Source organism: Marinobacter shunpengi, assembly GCF_045449715.1.
GTDB lineage: Bacteria > Pseudomonadota > Gammaproteobacteria > Pseudomonadales > Oleiphilaceae > Marinobacter.
In genome coordinates this window covers 21,204-42,247 of the sequence record NZ_JBJJLA010000010.1, presented here as the reverse complement: position 1 = coordinate 42,247, position 21,044 = coordinate 21,204, and the positions used below count along the sequence as shown (strand labels likewise).

Genomic DNA, 21,044 nt, shown 5'->3' with positions numbered 1-21,044 from the left:
AGGTGGGTGTCCGAATCCGGTGGTGTCATTCACTTTTTCTGCCTCGGAGCACCTAGTGTCCCGGTCGCCTGTTGTCAGCGTTGTTATTCCCGTCCTGAACGAATCCGTCTCCATTGTATCTGCCCTAGAGCGGCTTTTGCCCCTGCGTGCGGCTGGTGCCGAGGTGATTGTGGTGGATGGTGGCAGTGTCGACGATACCGTGGCCCTGGCGACGCCCCGGTGTGACCGGGTGGTGACATCCAGTGCGGGGCGGGCGGTGCAGATGAACCGGGGGGCGGCGATAGCGCGGGGGCAGGTGTTGTTGTTTCTCCACGCGGATACGGAACTGCCGGATGGCGCGGACCGGCTGCTGGCGGATTTTGCGGCCAGTGATCGGCCATGGGGGCGTTTTGATGTGCGCCTGAGCGGGCGTCGCCCGTTGTTCCGGGTCATTGCCTTTATGATGAACGCCCGGTCCCGCATTACGGGTATTGCCACCGGTGACCAGGGCATTTTCGTCCACCGCACGGTGTTCGAGGATCTGGGGGGCTATCCGCCCATCCCCCTGATGGAGGATGTGGAGCTGTGCCGTCGACTCCGGCGAATGTCCCCGCCTTTCTGTATTCGTCCACCCGTGGTCACCGACAGTCGTCGCTGGGAGCGCCACGGCCCCTGGCGTACGATTTTCCTCATGTGGCGCCTGCGCTGGCGGTACTGGCGGGGTGCCGATCCGGCGGATCTGGCCCGTCAGTACCGGTCGGATGTCCGGCGCTCCACCAACCCGATAACCCATAAGGCGGATTCACCATGAGCCCGACGGTGCAGTTGTTCCAGTTTGCCAAATGGCCACACAAGGGCAGGGTGAAAACCCGCCTGGCCGTGACCCTGGGGGATGAGGGCGCCCTGCACGCCCACGTCACCCTGACCCTGACGGTGCTGGAGCAGTTGCGGCGGTGCGGCTACCCACTGGCGCTGGCCTGGGACAGCGACCTGGAAGAACCCCCGGCCGGGGCGGGGCCCATCCTGAATGCGGTGGCCGGCTACGGTGTCGGGCAGTTGATCCAGCAGGGGCGGGACCTGGGCGAGCGGATGACCCAGGCGCTGTCGCGAGGCCTGCAGGAGGCCGACAGGGCCATTGTGGTGGGCAGCGATTGCCCCTCCGTGGATGCGGATTACGTGGAACAGGCCATCGCGGCCCTGGAGGACGCGGATGTGGTCTTTGGCCCATCGGATGATGGCGGCTATGTGCTGATTGGCGCCTGTCGCACCACGGCGGATATGTTGCGGGAGGTGGCCTGGGGCAGCGAGACAGCCCTGGAGGAGAGTATTGCTGCCGTACGCAACGCGGGGCTCAGTGTCGCAATCCTGGCCCCGCGCTGGGATGTGGACGAGCCCGAGGACTGGGCCCGTTTCCTGTCCGAATTCGGTCAGTCGCCGACCGGTGGCTGATCCCGGAGGGTGCGGAGGACGTCGTCCGAGGCTTCCGCATCGGCGCTGGTGGTGACCAGCAGGCTGGCATCCCGTTCCTCCAGGACGGCATCGAAGGTTTCCAGCAGTTCGGCCCTGGTAACCTGCTCAACGGCGGTGGAGAGTCTTTCCCGGGTATCGAAGTCCGTGGCCTGCCGGTCGATTTCCCGCCAGTAGCGTTGGGACACATCCGTCAGGCGGCGGTCCTGTTCCATCAGGTTGCTGATGACGGCCTGCCGCTCCCGCTCCAGGGCGTCCTCCGGCATGTCTTCGATCTGTTTGCGGAAACTATCGGCAAATGCCTGCACGGCTTCATCAATGGTATCGGCACTGGCGTCCGGTGATTGCACCACCAGCCCGATGGCGGGCGTTTCCAGCATCTCGAACGGTGTTGCGTAGACCACATAGCCCAGTTGCCGGTTGGTGCGAATTTCCTCATAGAACGGGCTGCTGATCACCTGGGTCAGCAACCGGTAGCGGGCCCGCTCGTCAAACCCGGTGCTGCTGCCCTGGTTGTAGCGTACATAGCCGGTGTCCGGATGGGGCACCGGCAAGGTAACGGCCGTCTCTCCGGCGGGAAGGTCCCGTACCGCGCTGCGGTTGACGATGGCCGGTTGCGAATCGTGTAACAGCACGGCGTTGGCCTGCTGGGCGGTATTCAGTGTGAACGCCGGGGTGGCGTTACCATGGACCAGCATGACGGCGTCCAGATGGGCGGTGAATGCCTGGGCGAACTCCCGCAGGTCGTCCACGGTCAGCGATTCGACCGCCGACAGTTTCTCCTGGCTGGTCCAGGCTCCCTGGACCAGGGCATCCTGGACGAAGCCGGCGGCCTGAGCCACGGGCTTGTCCTGGAGGCTGTTGCGCAGGTCGTCCATCAACTGTTTCCGGGCGATGCGGAAACGCTGGTCGGTAATCTCCGGGTCGGACAGGGTGGCCATGATCCGGTTCATCAGTGTCGGCAGTCGGTCGTGGTAGCCCCCGGCCCGGACCGTCAGTCCGCGGAGGTGTGGATACACCCGGTAGTCCAGCCCGGCCACCTGGGCGGGATAGGCCCAGGGATTGAGCTGGACGGAGACGGTTTCCGCCAGCAGGCTGGTCAGCACCTGCCCCCTGGGAGAGGCCGTGGTCAGGGGCGATCGCAGGCTGAGGAAGATGTTGGCTTCCGGGCGGCCGAAGCGGGTATCCCGGGCGTACCAGACCTCCAGATCCTCCAGGGTAGCCAGTTTTTCCGGCTGTGCCATGGATTCGCCGTCCACCATGGACAGGTCCTCGGGAATAAAGGGGTTCTCGTTCGGCAGTGCCAGTTGGGCGGATAGCTGTGCCACCTGGTCGCCGCTGGTGGGCACCTGGATACCGGAATCAAGCTGGTAGGGGGTGTCGTACCACCGGGTGCGGCTGGCGTCCCCGGGCAGCGCCTGGTTGCTCTGGACCACGATCAGCAGGTTGTCCGGGGTCAGGTGGCCGAGCAGGTCGCGGTACTGATCCGGTACATAGTCGGCCATCATCCACGGGGCCTGCAGCACATCCTCTGGGGCCACTTCCTGCATCTGCATGGAAAGCCGCATGGCCAGGTGAACCGGGTCCGGCCGCTGCTGGTAGCGGAAGTCGATCTCGGAGAGCTGCCGGTCCTCCTCGAACCGGAAGCGGTCAATGCCCTGGGTGCGGACCAGTTCGATATAGTCGAAGGTGAGGGCAACGATCTCATCCTGGTGTTCCATGCCTTCGTCGGTCAGGGCCATGGTCAGCTCCAGGCTGGACTCCTCACCGGTATCCGTACCGCCGCCGGCGGACAGGCTCTCAACCCAGCCGCGACGCTTGAGCACGTCCAGCAGGCTACCGGGGCCTTCATGCCCCAACAGGCTGGCGACGTAGTGGAGCGGCTTGGTCCGGTAGTGTTCCTGCTGGGACGGGATGGGGAAGATCAACCGAAGCCGGCGGATATCCTTGATGGTCTGCAACTGGAGCTTCGCCGGCAGCGTATCCGGGGCGAACAGCGGCTGGGGGTATACCTTCTCCGCAAGGTTGCGGTTCTCGATGGCGCGGAAACGGGGGCGCACCATGGCCTCCAGTTCGTCCAGGGACTGGGGGCCGTAGACCGCCAGGGTCATCAGGTTGGCGGAGTACTGGTCCTTCCAGAACTCGATCAGGTCGTCCCGCAGTGGTCGCTCACCGGAATTGTCCAACGTCTCCAGGTTGCCCACGGAGAACTGGCTGAAGGGGTGTTCCGGGTTGCTAATGGCCTTGCGGACCGAGTAGTAGCGGCGGCCGTCGTCCTTGAGGGAGGCGCTGTATTCCGAGTGCACTGCGTTGCGCTCCCGGTCCACCAGTTCCGCCGTGAACAGCGGCGCGGAGAACTGCTGGGCAAATCTGTCCAGGGCCGGTTCCAGGTGGTCGGGCTGGATATCAAAGAAATAGTTGGTGTCCTGGAAGGCGGTGAAGGCGTTGTGGCTGCCGCCATGGCTGCTGATGAACTGCTGGTACTCCCCGGGGTTGGGGTACTTCTCGGTGCCCAGGAACAGCATGTGTTCCAGGAAGTGGGACAACCCGGCGCGGTCCTCCGGGTCATTGCCGCTGCCCACGGCCACATTGAGGGAGGCCGCCGCCTTGTCCGCGTCCGGGTCGGAGATCAGCAAGACCTCCAGGCCGTTGTCCAGGCTCAGGTAACGGTACTCGTTGGTATCCGCCGGGCTTTTCACCGGCTCGATGGCTGCCTGGGCCAGGGTGGCCATCCACAGCAGGGCGAACAGGGCGGTGGAGCGGGCAAGGCTCATCGTGGCGACGGGCATTATCCTCATTCAGTACATCCTTTACCGGGAATTAGGTGTTGGGGGTGGTCGACGGCTTAATGGACACGGCCCTGGCTGGCCGCATTCGGGTGCTGGTCCAGGGTGATGCGGGCCAGGGTGGCGGCGTCCTGGTTGTCCAGGTCACCGGAGGCGATACGTTCGAGCACCGATGCCATCACGGCAATGGCTTCCCGCTGCTCGGCGAACTCCGCCTGGAAGGCTTCGTCAATGGCCTGATAGACCGCCTGGATCTTCTCCTCACGGCTGCCGCTGTCGGTGGCGGTATCATTGATGGCCCGCAGGCAGGCACGTGCAATGGAAATGTAACGGTCAGCGTTGTCCTGGCTGGGCATTCAAGGGTCTCCTGGTTGGATCAGTCGCGTGTGGGCAGCAACGTCAATGCATTGGGACACGAATTATGACATCTGGTTCCCCGGCATGCATGGGGTGCCGGCGTCTATCTTCCCGGTGGTGGATCAAAGTCGATGCCATTTCCGTTTGAGGAATCAGCGGGATGGCATACAGTATGAGTAGGTATTCGAACGACAAAAACAACCCAAGGACGCAACCATCATGAACTATTTTCTGACCGGTGGTACCGGCTTTATCGGCCGTTTTCTGGTGGAGAAACTGCTGGCCAGGGGCGGCGACGTTCACCTGCTGGTGCGAAAGGAATCCCTCGACAAACTGGAAGCGCTGCGCGAGCGCTGGGGACCGGCCTCCGACCGGGTGCACGCGGTGGTCGGGGACCTGGGCAAGCCTGGCCTGGGGCTGGACGCCAAGACCCGCAAGGCTCTGGCGGGCAAGGTGGACCACTTCTTCCACCTGGCGGCGGTCTATGACATGGCCTCGGACGAGGCTAGCCAGCAGCAGGCCAATGTGGAGGGCACGCGGCATGCCCTGGAGGCCGCCAGCGCCCTGGAGGCAGGCTGTTTCCACCACGTGTCCTCCATTGCCGCGGCGGGGCTGTTCAAGGGCACCTTCCGGGAGGACATGTTCGACGAGGCCACGAACCTGGACCACCCCTACCTGAGCAGCAAGCACGAATCCGAGGGCGTGGTACGGCAGGAATGCCAGCTGCCGTTCCGCATCTACCGTCCGGGCATGGTGGTGGGGCATTCCCGCACCGGCGAGATGGACAAGGTGGACGGCCCCTATTACTTCTTCAAGATGATCCAGAAGGTGCGCCGTACCCTGCCGGAATGGGTGCCCACCATTGGCGTGGAGGGTGGCCGGCTCAATATCGTGCCGGTGGACTACGTGGTGGACGCCCTGGACCATATTGCCCATCAGCCGGGAGAGGACGGCCTGTGTTTCCACCTGGTGGACCCGGAACCCTACAAGGTGGGGGAGATCCTCAACCTGTTCTGCGAGGCCGGTCATGCACCGCGCATGGCCATGCGGGTGGACTCACGGATGTTCGGGTTCGTGCCGCCGTTCATCCGCCAGTCCCTGAAGAACCTGCCACCGGTAAAGCGCTTGACTTCGGCGGTGCTGGAGGACCTGGGCATTCCGGAATCCGTGCTGTCGTTCATCAACTACCCGACCCGCTTTGACGACCGGGAATCCGAACGGGTCCTCAGGGGCAGCGGGATCGAGGTGCCCCGCCTGACGGACTACGCCACGGTGCTGTGGGACTACTGGGAACGGAACATGGACCCGGACCTGTTCCGGGACCGCAGCCTGCGGGGCGCGGTGGAAGGCAAGGTGTGTGTGATCACGGGGGCAACCTCGGGTATCGGGCTGTCCACGGCGCAACGACTGGCGGATGCCGGAGCGATACTGGTGATTGGCGCCCGCAAGCCGGAGCGGCTGAAGGAAGTGGCGGCGTCCCTGCGCGACCGGGGTGCCGAGGTCCATGCCTACCAGTGTGACTTCTCGGATATGGAAGCCTGTGATGGCTTCGTGACGCAGGTGCTGGAGGACCATGGCGTGGTGGATGTGCTGATCAACAATGCCGGTCGCTCCATCCGCCGGTCACTGGCGCTGTCCTTTGACCGGTTCCACGATTTCGAGCGCACCATGCAACTGAACTACTTTGGCGCCGTCCGCCTGATCATGGGGTTTGCGCCGGGGATGCTGAAACGTAAGCGCGGCCATGTGGTGAACATCTCGTCCATTGGTACCCTGACCAATGCGCCCCGGTTCTCCGCCTATGTGGCCTCCAAGTCGGCGCTGGATGCCTTCAGTCGTTGCGCGGCGGCGGAGTGGTCGGACCGCAATGTCACCTTCACCACCATTAACATGCCATTGGTGAAGACACCGATGATCGCGCCCACCAGGATCTACGACTCGGTTCCCACGCTGACCCCGGAAGAGGCGGCGGACATGGTGACCGAAGCCATCATCCAACGGCCCAAACGCATTGCCACCCGGCTGGGCGTCTTTGCCCAGGTTACCCATGCGGTGGCGCCGAAACTGGGGGAAATCGTCATGAACACCGGCTACCGCATGTTCCCGGATTCACCGGCGGCGTCCGGCAAGCGTGGTGACCAGCCTAGGGTGACCTCCGAGCAGATTGCGTTTGCCGCGCTGATGCGGGGTATCCACTGGTAGACGCCGGTCGGGAGCGCCGATCTGGAGGGCAGCCGGCGATCAGTCGCTGGCTGACTTCTCGGTATCGGGCTGTTCCACCCTGGATGTTTCCGGGGCTTCGGTTTCCGGCAATGGAAAGCCGCCCAGGGCCTTCCAGCGGTTGACGATGCCACAGAACAGGTCGGCGGTTTTCTCCGCGTCATAGGCGGCGGAGTGGGCTTCCTTGTTGCTGAACTCCAGCCCGGCCCGTTTGCAGGCTTCCGCCAGCACCGTGTGGCCGTAGGCCAGGCCCGCCAGGGTGGCGGTGTCGAAGGTGGAGAAGGGGTGGAAGGGATTGCGCTTGATGTCCGCCCGTTCCGCCGCCGCAAACACGAAGTTGTGGTCGAAGGTGGCGTTGTGGCCCACCAGCACCGCTCGCTTGCAGTCATGCTCCTTCACCGCCTTGCGGATGGGATTGAACACGGCCCGCAGGGCTTCCTTTTCGTCCTCCGCGTCCCGGTCTTCGGCCCAGGGGTCGATGCCGGTGAAATCCAGTGCGGACTGTTCCAGGTTGGCACCCGCGAAGGGTTTGACGTGCCGAGCAATGGTCTCGCCCCGCTGCAGCCAGCCGTCCTCGTCCATGGTGATCAGCACCGCCGCCACCTCCAGCAGGGCATCGGTGCGGGCATTGAAGCCGCCGGTTTCCACATCCACCACAACGGGCAGGAAGCCCCGGAAGCGTTGGGACATGGGGTGGGCTTTCACAGTGGCTTCGTCAGTCACAACATCTCCAGATCGGGATTGGGTAAAGGCTGAAATCAGGCCAGGCGCCAGCGCAGGGTTTCGCCGGCCCGCAGGGGAACAATGGCACCATCGGCCAGGGGGAGTCGTTCCGGTACGGTCCAGGGCTCCCGCTTCAGGGTGATGGTGTCGGTGTTACGGGGCAGACGGTAGAAATCCGGGCCGTTGAAGCTCGCAAAGGCTTCCAGCTTGTCCAGTACGCCCAGGTCCTCGAATATCTCCGCATACAGTTCGATGGCGGCAAAGGCAGAGTAGCACCCGGCACAGCCGCAGGCGGTTTCCTTCTTGCCCAGATCATGGGGCGCGGAATCGGTGCCCAGGAAGAATCGACGGTCACCGCTGACCACGGCATCCCGCAGGGCCTGCTGATGCACGTTGCGCTTGAGCACGGGCAGGCAGTACAGGTGCGGGCGGATGCCGCCTACCAGCAGGTGGTTACGGTTATACATCAGGTGCTGGGGCGTGATGGTGGCCGCCAGCCGGTCGCCATCGTGCTGTTTCACAAATTCGGCGGCATCACCGGTGGTGATGTGTTCCAGGACCACCCGCAGTGACGGGTGGCGTTCCATCACCGGGGCCAGCACCTGGTCGATAAAGGCCTTCTCCCGGTCGAAGATGTCCACATGGTCGTGGGTGACCTCGCCGTGGACCAGCAACAGCATGCCGCACTCGGCCATGGTGGCCAGTACGTCGTCAATTTCCTTGATATCCCGGACGCCGGAAGCCGAGTTGGTGGTGGCGCCAGCCGGGTACAGCTTGGCCGCCGGAATGCCGGCCTTATAGGCTTCACGAATCTGGTCCGGGGTCGTAGTACCGGTCAGATACAGGGTCATCAAGGGCTCGAAACCGGTATGGTCACCCCGGGCGGCCAGGATGCGGTCCCGGTAGGCCAGTGCCTGCTCTGCCGTGGTCACCGGCGGTACCAGGTTGGGCATGATAATGGCCCGGGCGAACCGCTGGACGGTGGCAGGCACCACATCCGCCAGCACATCGCCATCCCGTACGTGCAGGTGCCAGTCGTCCGGTCGGGTGATGGTGATCTGATCGGTCATGGGGCCTGGGTCTCCGGTATCAGGGTTGCCTTCTGGAAAACGCCGCGAGTATACCAGAAGGTCAGGGCTAAAGAATCCGCGGTGGCCGCCGATAGACTTTGCAGGTGCACTTTTATCAGATCTCCGGAAACGGCCATGGTCAGACACGATTGTTCAACAGACACACCAGGAAACAACAGGTTGCGGGGCCGCAAGACCCTGCTGGCCCTGCTTGTGGCCGGGGGACTGGCGGCCAGCCTGCCCGTCGGCGCCCGCAGCTTTGGCGCCGGGCTGGAGAACAGCGAATGGTACCTGACCGAATCCGTGTTCGACTGTACCCTGACCCATGACGTGCCCGGTTACGGTCGCGCGGTGTTCAGTCACCGGGCCGGCGAGGATCTGGGCTTCTACCTGGAGGCGGATCTGCCGCTGATGCGGCCGGGGCGTGGCCTGCTGGTGGTGGAGGCGCCGTCCTGGCGTCCGGGCGAGCCCACGCAGCGGCTGGGCTATGTCGATGTCAGCGACGACCGCAAGGTGGTGGAAGTGGGCCAGCGGGAAGCCATGGCCATGATGGAGGGGCTCCTGTCCGGTATGGCGCCCACCGTCACCCGCCAGGCCCGCTACCAGGGTGACCCGGTGCGTGTCCGGCTGTCCAACATCAACTTCCGTTCGGAATTCGACGGCTACCGGCGCTGCGTGACGGGGCTGCTGCCGGTCAACTACGACCAGATCCAGCGCTCCCGCATTCCCTTCGGTTCTGGCAGTACCTCGCTGTCGGACCGGGACCGGCAATTGCTGCGGAATATCGCCACCTATGTGGCGGCGGACCCCGCCATCACGCGGATGTTTGTGGATGGCCATTCCGACAGTATGGGTAGCCGTATCCAGAACCGTGCGTTGTCCGAGGAGCGGGCCCAGGTGGTGGCGGATTACCTGATTGAAGTCGGGGTGCCCGAAGACCTGATCGTGATCCGCTCCCACGCGGACCAGTACCCGGTTTCGGGCAATCCGGCGGATAACCGGCGAACCAATATCCGCCTGGAGCGGGAAGGGGACAGCCAGGGCGTGCAGCGGGCGGACAGCGATGCCTTTGGTGGGGCCAGCGGCTAGCGCCCTGCGCGCACCAGTTCGCCGACGTGGGCACCAACACTCTCGGCCAGCGCCCTGAGGTGGTAGCCTCCCTCCAGGGTGGAGATCAGCCGGTCGTTGGCGTACTCACTGGCCAGTCCGGTCAGCATCTCCGTCAGCCAGAGGTAGTCCCCGGTTTCCAGGTTCATTTCCGCCATTGGGTCCATGCGGTGGCCGTCGAAGCCGGCGGACACCAGGATCAGTTGCGGCTCGAACGCCTCCAGCCGCTTTAGCCAGCCGTCCTTCACCAGATCCCGGTACTCCTGACCTCCGCATCCGGCGGGAACCGGTACGTTGACGATATTCTCCGGCAGCCGGTAGACATGGGAGTGGGGGTAGAAGGGGTGCTGGAAGCTGGAGCACATCAGGATGCGATTGTCCCCCTGCACGATATCCACGGTGCCATTGCCCTGGTGGACGTCGAAATCCACGATCGCCACCCGTTCCAGGTGGTGGAACGTCAGCGCCCGCATGGCCGCCAGGGCGATGTTGTTGTAGAAGCAGAAACCCATGGACTTGGCGCGCTCGGCGTGGTGTCCTGGCGGTCGGGCGCAGACAAAGGCGTTGGTCACCTGACTGCTGAGCACCATATCCACCGCCTCGATATTTGCCCCTGCCGCCAGCCGTGCAGCCCGCAGGGTATCGGGCATCAGCGCGGTATCCGGGTCGGTGAAGACCCGCCCCTTGGTGGGCTGCATCAGGTCCAGCTGGTGCAGGTATTTCTCGGGGTGCACCATCATCAACTGGTCACGTGTGGCCTCATCGGGCCGGACCCAGTCCAGCTCCTGGTCCAGGCCCGTATCCTCCAGGTAACTGATGATGCGGCTGAGGCGCTCCGGGCATTCCGGATGCTCTGCGCCCATGTTGTGTTTGGCGCAGTCGTCATGTGAGAAAAACGCGGTAGTCATGTATCGATAGGGTCCTGACGGCGCTGGACTTGGTGTTGTTAAAACTTGGAGTTGTTAAAGCAATGGTAACAGGGATCGTTGACCTTCGCTGTGTTTCTTTGGTCGTACGAATCCGGATGAGGAATTCGTTTTACATCAAGGATGCAGGGCCTAAGATAGGCAATACCCATGACATGAATGGTCGAAGGAGATTGCATTTTGGGCACCCGTTACCTGGAAAGCCTGTTCAACCCGTCGTCAATCGTGGTGGTCGGCGCCTCGGAGCGTGCCGATAACCTGGGGGGCATGGTGCTTCGCAACCTGCTGGGCGGTGGCTATCCGGGCCGTATGCTGGTGATCAACCAGAACGGCTATGAGTCGGTGCACGGGGTGCCCTGCGTGTCGGGGGTGTCGAAGATGGACTTCAGCCCGGAACTGGCCATCGTCTGTACGCCGCCGGACACGGTGCCCAAGGTGGTGCGACGATTGGGCAAGGCCGGAGTCCGCACCGCCATGGTGATGACCGGTGGTATGTCCCGGGCCCACTCCCAGACCGGTCAGCCGCTGATGTATTCCGTGGGGGATGCGGCCCGGGAGACGGGTATCCGTGTACTGGGGCCCAACACCATTGGCCTCATGGTGCCGGCCCGTAGCCTGAATGCCACCTACGCCCACATGGGCGCCCTGCCGGGCAAGGTGGCGTTCGTGGGACAGTCGGGCAGCGTGGCCAGCTCGGTGATCGACTGGGCCTTTGCCCGGGGCGTGGGCTTCTCCTACTTCCTGACCCTGGGCGATTCCATGGACATCGATCACGACGACCTGATCGATTACCTGGCCCAGGACTCCCAGACCCGCGCTATCCTGCTGCATATCGAGAACATCCCCAACCCCCGGCGGTTCATGTCGGCGGTACGGGTGGCCGCCCGTACCAAGCCGGTGATTGCCGTGAAGAGCGGCCGGGTGCCGGAATCCGAGTGGATTCGCCATGAGTTGCCCGCTGGCCTGCACCGGGCCGATCCTATCTACGACGCCATGCTGCAACGGGCCGGTGTACTGCGGGTGGATGGCCTGGGGCAGATGTTCGACGCCCTGGAAACCCTCTCCCGCATGCGCCCCCTGAAGCGGGAGTCCCTGGCCATCATGGCCAACGGGGTGGGGCCCGGCGTACTGGCGGTGGACCGGCTGGCGGCCCTGGGGGGAGAGCTTGGCACCTTGTCTGACCAGTCCATCGACGCCCTGGCGAAAATCCTGCCGCCATACTGGACCCGCAAGAACCCCATCGACCTGAACTACGATGCCTCACCGGACCTGTACGCCAAGGCGATCCGGATCCTGGCCAAGGATCCTGAGGTCCATAACGTACTGATCATGTATTCCCCCAGTCTGACCGAGGACAGCCTGCAGATTGCCGATGCCGTGGTGCAGGCGGTCAAGGGCACGCGGCTGAATGTATTCACCTGCTGGCTGGGCCAGAGCACTGTGATGGATGCCCGGGACGAGTTCTACCGGGCCGGCGTGCCGTCGTTCTTCTCGCCGGAAAAGGCGGTCATGGCCTTCATGCAGCACGTGAACCACCAGCGGGTGCAACGGCTGTTGCAGGAAACCCCGGAGTCCTTCACCGACCACTTCGCCGACCATGCCAACACCCGTCGGATCATCGTCAACGCCCGGCGACAGGGCCGCAACCACCTGGCCAACCGGGAAGCCAGGGACATCCTCAATGACTACGGCATCAACACGGTGCCCACGGTGTATTGCGACGATGTGGAGGAAGTCGTCGAGGCCTTCGCCGTCGAACGTCGCCCCATCGACGTCACCCTGATGCACCAGCGTGCCTGCCACCCGTTCATGGAATACCAATCAGGCCAGGGCCGCTACCGGTCAACGGTGCACAGCCTGACCAACGAGGACGACATCATCGACGCCTGCCGGCAGTTGATGGAGGACTACCAGAAGTACTTCCCGGACAGCGGATTCCTGGGTTTTGCGGTGCAGCGGTCCTATACCCACATCGACGGCATTGCCTTCAGCGTCGGCATAACCCGGGACCCGCTGTTCGGCCCGCTGGTGGTGTGTGGTGCCGCTGGCGCCCAGATCAACGTGATGACTGACCGCCAGATTGCCCTGCCGCCCCTGAACATGGTGCTGGCGCGGGAGGTACTGCGGCGAACCTACATGTTCCGGCTGCTGGAGGAATTCAGCACCCAGCCGGAACGGGATATCCGCGCCATCTGCGAGGTACTGATCACCCTGTCGCAGATCGTTATCGACCTGCCGGAAATCCGGGGCCTGGAGATCTCGCCTCTGCTGTTCGACAGCAATCGCATCATGGCGGTGGACGTGGCCATCGACCTGGCGGACAAACCGGGTAAGCCGATCATCCAGCCCTATCCCCGGGAACTGGAGGAATGGGTGGTTCTGCCCAAATCCGGCCGCCGGGTCATCATCCGCCCGGTCCTGGCCGAGGACGAGCCGGCCCACCGGGCCTTCCACGAACTCCAGTCGCCGGAGTCCATCCGCTATCGGTTCTTCCAGTTCCGCAAGCACTTCTCCCGGGAAGACGTGGCCCAGATGGTGCAGATCGACTATGACCGGGAGATGGTGTTCATTGCCAACGCCCCGAGGGAAGACGGGGAAGGGGAGGAAACCCTGGGCACGGTCCGGGTCTGGACGGATGCGGACAACCTGCGCTGCGAGTTTGCGGTGATGGTGCACGACAAGATGAAGGGCGAGGGGTTGGGTGTGGCCCTGATGCAGAAGATGATCGACTACTGCCGGTCCCGGGGCACCATGGAGATGGTGGGCAATGTGCTACCGGAGAACCGCCCGATGCTGCAACTTGCCGAGCATCTGGGCTTCCAGATCCAGTACAACCGGGAAGAGGAAGTGATGGATTTGCGGTTGGTGCTGAATGAGCCTGAGAAGGACTGGCAGCGGGAGCGGTTGGCTAAGGCTCACCACTGATTCTTACTTTGCTTTGATGCCACTTTGGGTGCTGGTGCGCGGGCGGACAGGCCTTTCCGGGACACGCCGTGAATCCATCCCTGGAGGCTCTTCAAAAACGTCCCTGTTTTTGAAGGTCCCGGAACAAGCTACCTGCCTACGCCCAGTCCCCGAAGCTAAAAGCTATTCCTGTTCAACAATGGCAGAACGGTCTTCGCCCCCAAGGGCCTCCAGCAACCCGGGAATCAACCGGGCCAGCTCCAGAGTCATCAGCGAAAAAGCCGCATCAAACTTGGCCGCGGAGTCATCGGAATCTACCTCGTCCAGCTTTTCCTGCAGAGTCTCACCAAACTTCAGCCGGCGAATACCAAACTCCTCATCCAGCACGAACGACACATTCTCATCCCAGGTCAGGGACAGCTTCGTCACCTGCATGCCCGTCTCCAGATGGTTCTGGATCTCATCAGCCCGCAGGTCCAGCCCCTTGCAGCGAACCACGCCGCCATCTTCCGACGGATCCTTCAGCTCACACTCCGTACCCAACTCAATGGAGCCGGGCAGATCGATGGACTCATTCAGCCAGCCGGTAAACGTAAACGCTGGCGCCTGCTCCAGGGCCGGCGGGCGAACCGGCAGAGAGCCCAGGCTCTGGCGCAGGGCCGATGCCAGATCCTCCGCCTGCTTGGCTGAGCCTGCATCCACCACCAGCACACCATCGGCCGGGGCCAGGTAGGCGTAGCTGCGGCGATTGCGGGAGAAAGCGCGGGGCAGCATCTCCAGCATTACCTCTTCCTTCAGCTCATCCTTCTCCTTCTTGCGGAGCTTGCGACCCTGCTCTTGCTCGATGGCTTCCGCCTTCTCCTCCACCAGTTCCTTCACCACAGGACCGGGCAACAGCTTTTCCTCCTTGCGCAGGGCCACCAGGTGATAGCCACCAGCGCTGTGTACCAGCATCTCGCTGTTCTTGCCCAGGGGTGAAACCCAGCCGTGGCGGGTTGTTTCCTGGGGACCACAGGGTTTGAAGGCGTCTGCGGCCAGTTTTTCTTCCAGTTCTTCCGGGGTGATATCAAACGGCTTGGTAAATCGGAATACGCGGGCATTGCGAAACCACATGGAGTCGGATCCTTGCGTTGTTTTTCAGGGTTGTCGGGGATGTCGGGCGGGGTAGCGGCCAGGGGTCAGATCTGCATCACCTCGACCAGAACGGTCTTGATGATAAAGCCCAGCACGCCGGCGCCCAGCACGGTAAAGAGCGCAATGGTACCAAAACGGCCCGCCTTCGACTTCTTTGCCAGGTCCCACACGATAAAGCCCATCCAGACAATCAGTGCGGTCAGGCAGACGTAGAGGGCGAGTTCAGAGAAGAGTGCTTCGTTCATGCAACGCTCCGTTGGAGTTCAGTTCAACAAGTCATGCCCGTAGCCCTGGCGAATGGCCAGGGACGGGTAGGGTGCGGAACGGCGGCGTTGTTGTTGGAGGAGTTCCGGAGCAGGCCCGGGGGGCTGGCTCGGTGGGCTCCCGGGGTTATTGCTCGTCGCGCAGGAATGTCCAGTTATCGCGGGAGGATTGCTCCTCGCTGAAACGATAGCCGGCCAGGTCGAAGCCTTTCAGGTCATCGGCCTGGGTGATGCCATTGGTGATGGCGTAACGGGCCATCAGGCCTCGGGCCTTCTTGGCGTAGAAACTGATCATCTTATACTGCCCGTTTTTCCAGTCCTTGAATTGCGGCGTGATGAGTCGGGCCTTGAGTTGCTTCTTTCGCACGCTCTTGAAGTATTCGTTGGACGCCAGGTTCACCAGTACACCATCGTCCGCCTCCAGCTCCCGGTTCAGGGCATCGGTAATGGTGTCGCCCCAGAACTCGTAGAGATCCTTGCCCCGTTTGTTCTCAAACCTGGTGCCCATCTCCAGCCGGTAGGGCTGCATCAGGTCCAGAGGGCGCAGGATGCCGTAGAGCCCGGATAGGATACGCAGGCGCTTCTGGGCCACCTCGAACTCACTGTCACTGAAGTCCTGGGCTGCCAGTCCGGTGTAGACATCGCCATTGAAGGCCAATACGGCCGGGCGGGCATTCTCCGGGGTGAACGGCGTATACCACTGCCGGTAGCGCTCGGCGTTAAGCTGGCCCAGCTTGTCGCTGATGCCCATCAGGTTGCTGACCTGATGGGGTTCCAGCTCCTTGAGCTGGTCAATCAGTTCACAGGCATCGTCCAGGAACATCGGCTGGGTGTACTTATCTGTAGGCAGCGGGCTTTCGTAGTCCAGGTTCTTGGCAGGGGATACAACCATTAGCATGACAGCAAAATCCTCAATGCAGTTGGCCTGATGACGTCGTCTTCGATGACGGGCCCAGGAAATCCAGCAGGTCGTCTCGGGTAAAGGGCCAGCCCAGCTCGGCCCCGGTGTCCTCCCGGCGCAGCACCGGTATGCGGGTACCGTAGCGCTCCACCAGCTCCTCGGAAGAGGCAATATCCACCGCTTCCACTGGAATCGGTTCCGGCATCGGTGTGTGTACCAGCAGGTTTTCCGCCAGCTCGCATAAATGGCACTGGCTGGTGGTGAAGAACGTCAGTTGCATTACTTCTTCACCTGGGCATCCAGTTGCTGACCATTAACGCCCTTGCTGTCCGGTCCCATCAGGTAGAGGTAGCTGGGCATCAGGTCTTCTGGTGTCGGATTGCCCATGGGGTCTTCCGCCGGGTAGGCATGGGCACGCATGTTGGTGCGGGTGGCCCCGGGGTTCAGGCTGTTGACGCGGACATTGTGGCGGTCGTCGTCCAGCTCATCGGCCAGCATCTGGCTGAGCCCTTCCAGGGCGAACTTGGAGACCGCGTAGGCTCCCCAGTAGGCCTTGGCCTTACGGCCCACCCCGGAGGAGGTGAAGATGACCGAGGCGTCGTCAGACAGCCGCAACAGCGGGATAAGGGCCCGGGTCAACAGGAACGGTGCGGTGGTATTGACGTGCAGCACCTTGTTCCAGGTTTCCGGATCGTAGAGTTCGATGGGGCTGCGGCTGCCGAGGATGCCGGCATTATGGAGCAGACCGTCAAGGCGACCGAAGTTGTCCTCGATGGTCATGGCCATTTCCTCGTAGTCCTTGACTGCCGCGCCTTCCAGGTTGAGCGGTACGATCGCGGGCTGGGGATGGCCGGCGGCCTCGATCTCGTCGTAGACGGACTCCAGCTTGGAAATCGTGCGCCCCAGCAGGATCACGGTGGCACCGTGGGCGGCGTAGGTCCTGGCGGCCACCCGGCCGATGCCGTCACCCGCTCCGGTGACCATGATGATGCGATCCTTCAGCAGGCCTTCCGGGGCCTGGTAGCTGTGCATGGGGTTGTCCGACATAGGCGGCATGCTCCTGCTCGGTGTCCTGGATGATTCGAAAGCCAGCGTGCGCCGGCAGGCGTTATTGTAACAGCTTTACCAGCTCATCGACGGTATCCACGGTATGGTCCGCTTGCCAGAGATCAACCTCGTCGGGATTGACAATATAGCCATAGCGCACGGCAACCGTGACCATACCGGCGTTGCGTCCGGCTTCGATATCCCGGGCATGATCGCCTACGTAGATACCGCGATCTGGATCGGCTCCCATCTGCCGGCAGGCCATATGCAGGCCTTCGGGGTCGGGTTTTCGGTTACTGACGTGGTCCGGGCAGATCAGGGCACCACAGCGATTGTCCAGGGCCAGCGCTGACAGTAGTGGCGCCGCGAATCGCACCGGCTTGTTGGTGACGATGCCCCAGGGCACGCCGGCATCCTCAAGGGCGGTCAGCAGCCGGTCCATGCCGGCAAACAGCTCGGTTTCCTCGCAGATACCCGCCTCGTAGAGGTCCAGGAACCGGGCGTGACGGTCCCGGTATTCCGGGTCTTCGGGTTCCAGCCCGAAGCCCAGCCGGATCATGGCGCGGGCACCATCGGACACATGGGGGCGGATGCCATCCGCAGGCAGGGGGGCCAGTTCATTTTCCTGCCTCAGGTTGTTGAGGACACGGATGAAATCCGGGGCGGTATCGATCAGCGTGCCGTCCAGGTCGAACAGCACCGTGGACGGTGGTTTCGGCAGGGGCCTGGGCATGGTCAGGCCTCCGCGGGCTTGCGGGCGTGCATCAGGTAATTGACGTCCACATCCCGGCCCAGCTTGTACACCTTGGTCACCGGGTTGTAGGTCATGCCGGTCAGGTCGCGGATTTCAAGACCGGCCTGGCGCAGATGCCCGGACATTTCCGACGGCCGGATGAATCTGTTCCACTCGTGGGTGCCCTTGGGCAGCATCCGCAACAGGTATTCCGCGCCCACAATGGCAAAAAGGAACGACTTGGGGTTGCGGTTGATGGTGGACACGTAGAGGTCACCGCCGGGCTTGAGCAGGCGGGCGCAGGCGTGGATCACCGAGGCCGGCTCCGGGACGTGCTCCAGCATCTCCAGGCAGGTGACAATATCGTACTGCCCTTCATGCTCCGGGTCGGCGGCCAGTTCCTCCACCGTGATCTGCCGGTAGTCCACCTGGACCCCGGATTCCAGGCCATGGAGGCGTGCCACGGCCAGCGGTGCCTCGCCCATGTCGATGCCGGTGACGTTGGCACCCCGGCGGGCCATGCCTTCGGACAGCAGGCCGCCGCCGCAGCCCACATCCACGACCCGGCGCTCCGCCAGTGGTGTGCGCTCGTCGATGTAGTTGAGCCGCAATGGATTGATGTCGTGCAAGGGACGGAACTCGCTGGTCGGGTCCCACCAGCGGCTGGCAAGGGCCTCGAACTTGGCGATTTCGTCCTGGTCTACGTTGGGTCTGTTCATGGTCATGGGCCTGGAAAGTGAAGCCGGCACCGGGCAGGGCGCCGACAGGATCAGTGCTTGTCTGCGGATGCGATGCGATTATGCCATTCCTGCACCCGCAGCATCAGGTCCGGCACGTCGATACGGGTCAGACGGCCGTCCTGTAACTGGGGTACGCCGGCAATCCAGCTATGGCTTACCTGGCGGCCGTGGTTGCTGTAGGCAAGATGGGATGCCGGATCATAGACCGGCTGCAGGAACGGATCGCTCAGGTCCACCGCGATCAGGTCCGCCTGTTTGCCCGCCTTCAGAGAACCGATTTCATGGTCCCGCCCCAGGGCGCGGGCGCCGTTGATGGTGGCCATGGCCAGGGCCTGGTGTGCGCCCAGGGCGGCGGCATTGCCGGAAACCGCCTTGGCCAGCATGGCGGCGGTGGACAGTTCACCGAACAGGTCCAGGTCGTTATTGCTGGCGGCGCCGTCAGTGCCGACGGTGACGTTGCTGCCCCCCTGCTGGAGGGTATGCACCGGGCAGAAACCGCTGGCCAGTTTGAGGTTGGACTCCGGGCAATGGACGATATGCACGCCGGTTTCCGCCACCGTGGCCAGGTCCTGTTCATTCAGGGTGGTCATGTGAACGCACTGGGTATTGCCGTTCAGGATGCCCAGATCCCGCAGGCGAGCCACCGGTCGCTGGCCGTTCTGGCGGAACGCCTCTTCCACTTCGAAAGCGGTTTCGTGCAGGTGGATCTGGATGGCGGCACCGGTGTCCTGTTGCAACGCCAGCGCACTGGTGAGGGTGCTGTCCGCGACGGTGTAGGGTGCATGGGGGCCGATGCCGATGCGCACCCAGGGGTCATCCTTCCATTCGTCCAGCAGGGCCGAGCCTTTCTCCAGGTACTCCGCCGGACCACTGCCCCAGGGCGTGGGCATCTCCATCAGCGGGAAGCAGATCTGTGCCCGCATGCCCGCATCCCGGGCCATCTGGGCGGCCACCTCCGGGAAGAAGTACATATCCGAGAAACAGGTGGTGCCGGTGCGCAGCATTTCCGCCATCGCCAATTGCGTGCCGTCGGCGATGAACCGGTCGCTGACAAACTTCCCTTCGGCGGGCCAGATATGTTCGTTGAGCCAGGTCATGAGCGGCAGGTCGTCTGCCAGTCCCCGGAACAGGGACATGGCCGCGTGCCCATGCATGTTGATCAGCCCCGGCATGACCACGTGGTGGGGCAGGTCGATGACCTCCCGGGCCCGGTAGGCGTGGTCGGCGTCCGCCTGGGGGACGATGGCTTCGATCCGGTCGCCCAGTACCATGACTGCCTGGTGCTCCAGCACTTCGCCCATGGGTTCAACCGGTATAAGCCAGCGGGCATTGATGCGGATATCGGCGGCAATGATGGTGTCGGCGGTCATGGATCGGGCCTGTCACTCCAGTGATGCGGGGGTATCTGAATACCGTCCCGGGTTCGGAAACGTTTCCGGAAACTCCCCGGGTCTTGGTTTGTCTTGAAGGGCAGAGTATAACGGTCGAGTCAAAACGCAGCCAGCCAAGGAGCCAACGATGACCAGACAGTCCCCCGGTGTGGATCACCAGAAAGCAGACCCCGACACCGTGGCGATCCGCTGGCTGGGCCACGCGCTTCAGCTCCTGGACCAGCGTCGGCTGCCGGTCGAGGAGCACTGGCTGACCATTGAGGGGGCCGCGGGTGTGGCCCAGGCTATCCGCGACATGGCAGTGCGCGGGGCTCCGGCGATCGGTATCAGTGCGGCCTATGGCGTGGCATTGGCCGCACGTGGAGCGAACAACAAAACCTGGAAGCGGGAAGTGCGTACCGCCATCGATCAGTTGGCGGCCTCCAGGCCCACGGCGGTGAATCTGTTCTGGGCCCTGGAGCGGATGGGTGGTGTGCTGGAGCAGTGCCAGTCCCGCACGGACGCGGTATCACGGCTGGCGGATGCGGCCGTGACGATTCACCGGGAAGACCTGGCCGCCAATGTGGCCATGGCCGATCTGGCATTGGATGCCATGAAACTGGAAAAGCCCTGCTCGGTGCTGACCCATTGCAATACCGGGGCCCTGGCCACCGGCGGTTACGGCACCGCCCTAGGGGTGGTAAGGAAACTGCACAGCGAGCACCTGCTGAAACGGGTCTATGCCGATGAAACCAGACCCTGGCTGCAGGGGGCGCGGTTGACGGCGTGGGAGCTGGCCCGGGACGGTATTCCGGTCACTCTCAATGCGGATGGCGCCGCGGCGGCCATCATGGCCAGGGGCGATGTGAAATGGGTGATTGTTGGTGCCGATCGTATCGCCGCCAATGGTGACGTGGCCAACAAGATCGGCACCTATGGTCTGGCCGTACTGGCGCGGCATCACAAGGTCCGGTTTATGGTGGTTGCCCCCTCGAGCACGGTGGACATGTCACTGGAAAGTGGCCGGGATATTCCCATTGAGGAGCGCGACGGAGACGAGATCTGCCAGCTCGGCGGTGTTCGGGTCGCTCCGGAGAACACGACCGCATTCAATCCGGTGTTCGATGTGACACCAGCGGATCTGATTGATCTTATTGTGACCGAGCGGGGCGTTGTCCACACGCCGGAAATGACCGGCATGCACGGGTTGTTTGGCTAGTAGTGAACCTCTGAATCCCAGTTGGACCGCTGCTGTGGCATAAAAAAGCCGGCAACTTCGAAGGAAGTGCCGGCTTTTTGCTGTTCCGGTCGTGAGTC

19 protein-coding genes are annotated in these 21,044 nt (G+C 63.1%); 6 read left to right on the top strand and 13 right to left on the bottom strand.

What is annotated here, in order from left to right:
• The first annotated feature begins 19 nt into the window (after window positions 1–19).
• The gene (locus tag ACJO3T_RS04780; protein WP_406977944.1) at window positions 20–790 is read left to right on the top strand and encodes a TIGR04283 family arsenosugar biosynthesis glycosyltransferase; all 771 of its coding nucleotides are present in this window, start codon (window positions 20–22) and stop codon (window positions 788–790) included.
• Window positions 787–1,428, top strand: coding sequence for a TIGR04282 family arsenosugar biosynthesis glycosyltransferase (locus tag ACJO3T_RS04775; protein WP_406962309.1), 642 nt, complete (start codon window positions 787–789; stop codon window positions 1,426–1,428). Before ACJO3T_RS04780 ends, ACJO3T_RS04775 begins: the two co-directional genes overlap by 4 nt.
• Here the strand turns inward: ACJO3T_RS04775 and ACJO3T_RS04770 are convergent.
• The gene (locus ACJO3T_RS04770) at window positions 1,407–4,244 is read right to left on the bottom strand and encodes an insulinase family protein (RefSeq protein ID WP_406977943.1); all 2,838 of its coding nucleotides are present in this window, start codon (window positions 4,242–4,244) and stop codon (window positions 1,407–1,409) included. The genes ACJO3T_RS04775 and ACJO3T_RS04770 overlap by 22 nt on opposite strands.
• Before the next feature lie 47 nt (window positions 4,245–4,291).
• Window positions 4,292–4,588 (bottom strand): hypothetical protein, encoded by a 297-nt coding sequence (locus ACJO3T_RS04765; RefSeq protein ID WP_406962313.1) that lies wholly within the window; start codon window positions 4,586–4,588, stop codon window positions 4,292–4,294.
• Between the two features lie 220 nt (window positions 4,589–4,808).
• Here ACJO3T_RS04765 and ACJO3T_RS04760 point away from each other — a divergent pair, with 220 nt between their 5' ends.
• Complete coding sequence (locus tag ACJO3T_RS04760) at window positions 4,809–6,791, top strand: SDR family oxidoreductase (RefSeq protein WP_406977942.1); 1,983 nt, start codon at window positions 4,809–4,811, stop codon at window positions 6,789–6,791.
• 39 nt (window positions 6,792–6,830) lie between these two features.
• Here the strand turns inward: ACJO3T_RS04760 and rnt are convergent, their stop codons facing one another.
• Window positions 6,831–7,499, bottom strand: coding sequence for a ribonuclease T (rnt, locus tag ACJO3T_RS04755; RefSeq protein ID WP_406962382.1), 669 nt, complete (start codon window positions 7,497–7,499; stop codon window positions 6,831–6,833).
• A gap of 68 nt (window positions 7,500–7,567) precedes the next feature.
• Window positions 7,568–8,602, bottom strand: a complete 1,035-nt coding sequence (pyrC, locus tag ACJO3T_RS04750; RefSeq protein WP_406977941.1) for a dihydroorotase — start codon at window positions 8,600–8,602, stop codon at window positions 7,568–7,570.
• A 135-nt stretch (window positions 8,603–8,737) separates the two neighbouring features.
• Here pyrC and ACJO3T_RS04745 point away from each other — a divergent pair, with 135 nt between their 5' ends.
• Window positions 8,738–9,691, top strand: a complete 954-nt coding sequence (locus tag ACJO3T_RS04745; RefSeq protein ID WP_406962319.1) for a flagellar protein MotY — start codon at window positions 8,738–8,740, stop codon at window positions 9,689–9,691.
• Here the strand turns inward: ACJO3T_RS04745 and ACJO3T_RS04740 are convergent.
• Window positions 9,688–10,617, bottom strand: coding sequence for a histone deacetylase family protein (locus ACJO3T_RS04740; RefSeq protein WP_406962320.1), 930 nt, complete (start codon window positions 10,615–10,617; stop codon window positions 9,688–9,690). The two genes, ACJO3T_RS04745 and ACJO3T_RS04740, sit on opposite strands and share 4 nt — an antisense overlap.
• A gap of 198 nt (window positions 10,618–10,815) precedes the next feature.
• Here ACJO3T_RS04740 and ACJO3T_RS04735 point away from each other — a divergent pair, with 198 nt between their 5' ends.
• The gene (locus ACJO3T_RS04735; protein WP_406962322.1) at window positions 10,816–13,560 is read left to right on the top strand and encodes a bifunctional acetate--CoA ligase family protein/GNAT family N-acetyltransferase; all 2,745 of its coding nucleotides are present in this window, start codon (window positions 10,816–10,818) and stop codon (window positions 13,558–13,560) included.
• 162 nt (window positions 13,561–13,722) lie between these two features.
• Here ACJO3T_RS04735 and rdgC read toward each other — a convergent pair whose 3' ends face one another.
• From rdgC to ACJO3T_RS04695, 8 genes are all read right to left on the bottom strand, one after another.
• Entirely contained in the window at window positions 13,723–14,652 is a 930-nt protein-coding gene (rdgC, locus tag ACJO3T_RS04730) for a recombination-associated protein RdgC (protein ID WP_406977940.1), read from the bottom strand.
• Between the two features lie 65 nt (window positions 14,653–14,717).
• On the bottom strand, window positions 14,718–14,918 hold the full coding sequence (locus ACJO3T_RS04725; protein ID WP_328184413.1) for a DUF2788 domain-containing protein: 201 nt from the start codon (window positions 14,916–14,918) through the stop codon (window positions 14,718–14,720).
• Window positions 14,919–15,063: 145 nt separating this feature from the next.
• Complete coding sequence (gene yaaA / locus ACJO3T_RS04720) at window positions 15,064–15,834, bottom strand: peroxide stress protein YaaA (protein WP_406962326.1); 771 nt, start codon at window positions 15,832–15,834, stop codon at window positions 15,064–15,066.
• Window positions 15,835–15,847: 13 nt separating this feature from the next.
• The gene (locus ACJO3T_RS04715) at window positions 15,848–16,117 is read right to left on the bottom strand and encodes a glutaredoxin family protein (RefSeq protein ID WP_406962328.1); all 270 of its coding nucleotides are present in this window, start codon (window positions 16,115–16,117) and stop codon (window positions 15,848–15,850) included.
• Complete coding sequence (locus ACJO3T_RS04710; RefSeq protein WP_406962384.1) at window positions 16,117–16,869, bottom strand: YciK family oxidoreductase; 753 nt, start codon at window positions 16,867–16,869, stop codon at window positions 16,117–16,119. Before ACJO3T_RS04710 ends, ACJO3T_RS04715 begins: the two co-directional genes overlap by 1 nt.
• Window positions 16,870–16,945: 76 nt before the next feature.
• On the bottom strand, window positions 16,946–17,617 hold the full coding sequence (locus ACJO3T_RS04705; RefSeq protein ID WP_406962330.1) for an HAD-IA family hydrolase: 672 nt from the start codon (window positions 17,615–17,617) through the stop codon (window positions 16,946–16,948).
• A 2-nt stretch (window positions 17,618–17,619) separates the two neighbouring features.
• Complete coding sequence (gene ubiG, locus ACJO3T_RS04700) at window positions 17,620–18,336, bottom strand: bifunctional 2-polyprenyl-6-hydroxyphenol methylase/3-demethylubiquinol 3-O-methyltransferase UbiG (RefSeq protein ID WP_406962331.1); 717 nt, start codon at window positions 18,334–18,336, stop codon at window positions 17,620–17,622.
• A gap of 50 nt (window positions 18,337–18,386) precedes the next feature.
• On the bottom strand, window positions 18,387–19,727 hold the full coding sequence (locus ACJO3T_RS04695) for a TRZ/ATZ family hydrolase (RefSeq protein WP_406962333.1): 1,341 nt from the start codon (window positions 19,725–19,727) through the stop codon (window positions 18,387–18,389).
• Between the two features lie 148 nt (window positions 19,728–19,875).
• Here ACJO3T_RS04695 and mtnA point away from each other — a divergent pair, with 148 nt between their 5' ends.
• Window positions 19,876–20,946 carry an S-methyl-5-thioribose-1-phosphate isomerase gene (gene mtnA, locus ACJO3T_RS04690; protein ID WP_406977939.1) on the top strand — a complete coding sequence of 357 codons (1,071 nt, stop codon included), beginning with the start codon at window positions 19,876–19,878 and terminating at the stop codon, window positions 20,944–20,946.
• The last annotated feature ends 98 nt before the right edge of the window (window positions 20,947–21,044 follow it).

Bases quoted from the DNA above. Each gene is read 5' to 3' on its own strand.
- ubiG (WP_406962331.1), bottom strand. From the start codon at position 18,336: ATGAACAGACCCAACGTAGACCAGGACGAAATCGCCAAGTTCGAGGCC.
- ACJO3T_RS04705 (WP_406962330.1), bottom strand. From the start codon at position 17,617: ATGCCCAGGCCCCTGCCGAAACCACCGTCCACGGTGCTGTTCGACCTG.
- ACJO3T_RS04725 (WP_328184413.1), bottom strand. From the start codon at position 14,918: ATGAACGAAGCACTCTTCTCTGAACTCGCCCTCTACGTCTGCCTGACC.
- mtnA (WP_406977939.1), top strand. From the start codon at position 19,876: ATGACCAGACAGTCCCCCGGTGTGGATCACCAGAAAGCAGACCCCGAC.
- ACJO3T_RS04740 (WP_406962320.1), bottom strand. From the start codon at position 10,617: ATGACTACCGCGTTTTTCTCACATGACGACTGCGCCAAACACAACATG.
- yaaA (WP_406962326.1), bottom strand. From the start codon at position 15,834: ATGCTAATGGTTGTATCCCCTGCCAAGAACCTGGACTACGAAAGCCCG.
- ACJO3T_RS04760 (WP_406977942.1), top strand. From the start codon at position 4,809: ATGAACTATTTTCTGACCGGTGGTACCGGCTTTATCGGCCGTTTTCTG.
- pyrC (WP_406977941.1), bottom strand. From the start codon at position 8,602: ATGACCGATCAGATCACCATCACCCGACCGGACGACTGGCACCTGCAC.
- ACJO3T_RS04765 (WP_406962313.1), bottom strand. From the start codon at position 4,588: ATGCCCAGCCAGGACAACGCTGACCGTTACATTTCCATTGCACGTGCC.
- ACJO3T_RS04710 (WP_406962384.1), bottom strand. From the start codon at position 16,869: ATGCACAGCTACCAGGCCCCGGAAGGCCTGCTGAAGGATCGCATCATC.
- rdgC (WP_406977940.1), bottom strand. From the start codon at position 14,652: ATGTGGTTTCGCAATGCCCGCGTATTCCGATTTACCAAGCCGTTTGAT.
- ACJO3T_RS04695 (WP_406962333.1), bottom strand. From the start codon at position 19,727: ATGACCGCCGACACCATCATTGCCGCCGATATCCGCATCAATGCCCGC.
- rnt (WP_406962382.1), bottom strand. From the start codon at position 7,499: ATGTCCCAACGCTTCCGGGGCTTCCTGCCCGTTGTGGTGGATGTGGAA.
- ACJO3T_RS04715 (WP_406962328.1), bottom strand. From the start codon at position 16,117: ATGCAACTGACGTTCTTCACCACCAGCCAGTGCCATTTATGCGAGCTG.
- ACJO3T_RS04770 (WP_406977943.1), bottom strand. From the start codon at position 4,244: ATGAGGATAATGCCCGTCGCCACGATGAGCCTTGCCCGCTCCACCGCC.
- ACJO3T_RS04775 (WP_406962309.1), top strand. From the start codon at position 787: ATGAGCCCGACGGTGCAGTTGTTCCAGTTTGCCAAATGGCCACACAAG.
- ACJO3T_RS04745 (WP_406962319.1), top strand. From the start codon at position 8,738: ATGGTCAGACACGATTGTTCAACAGACACACCAGGAAACAACAGGTTG.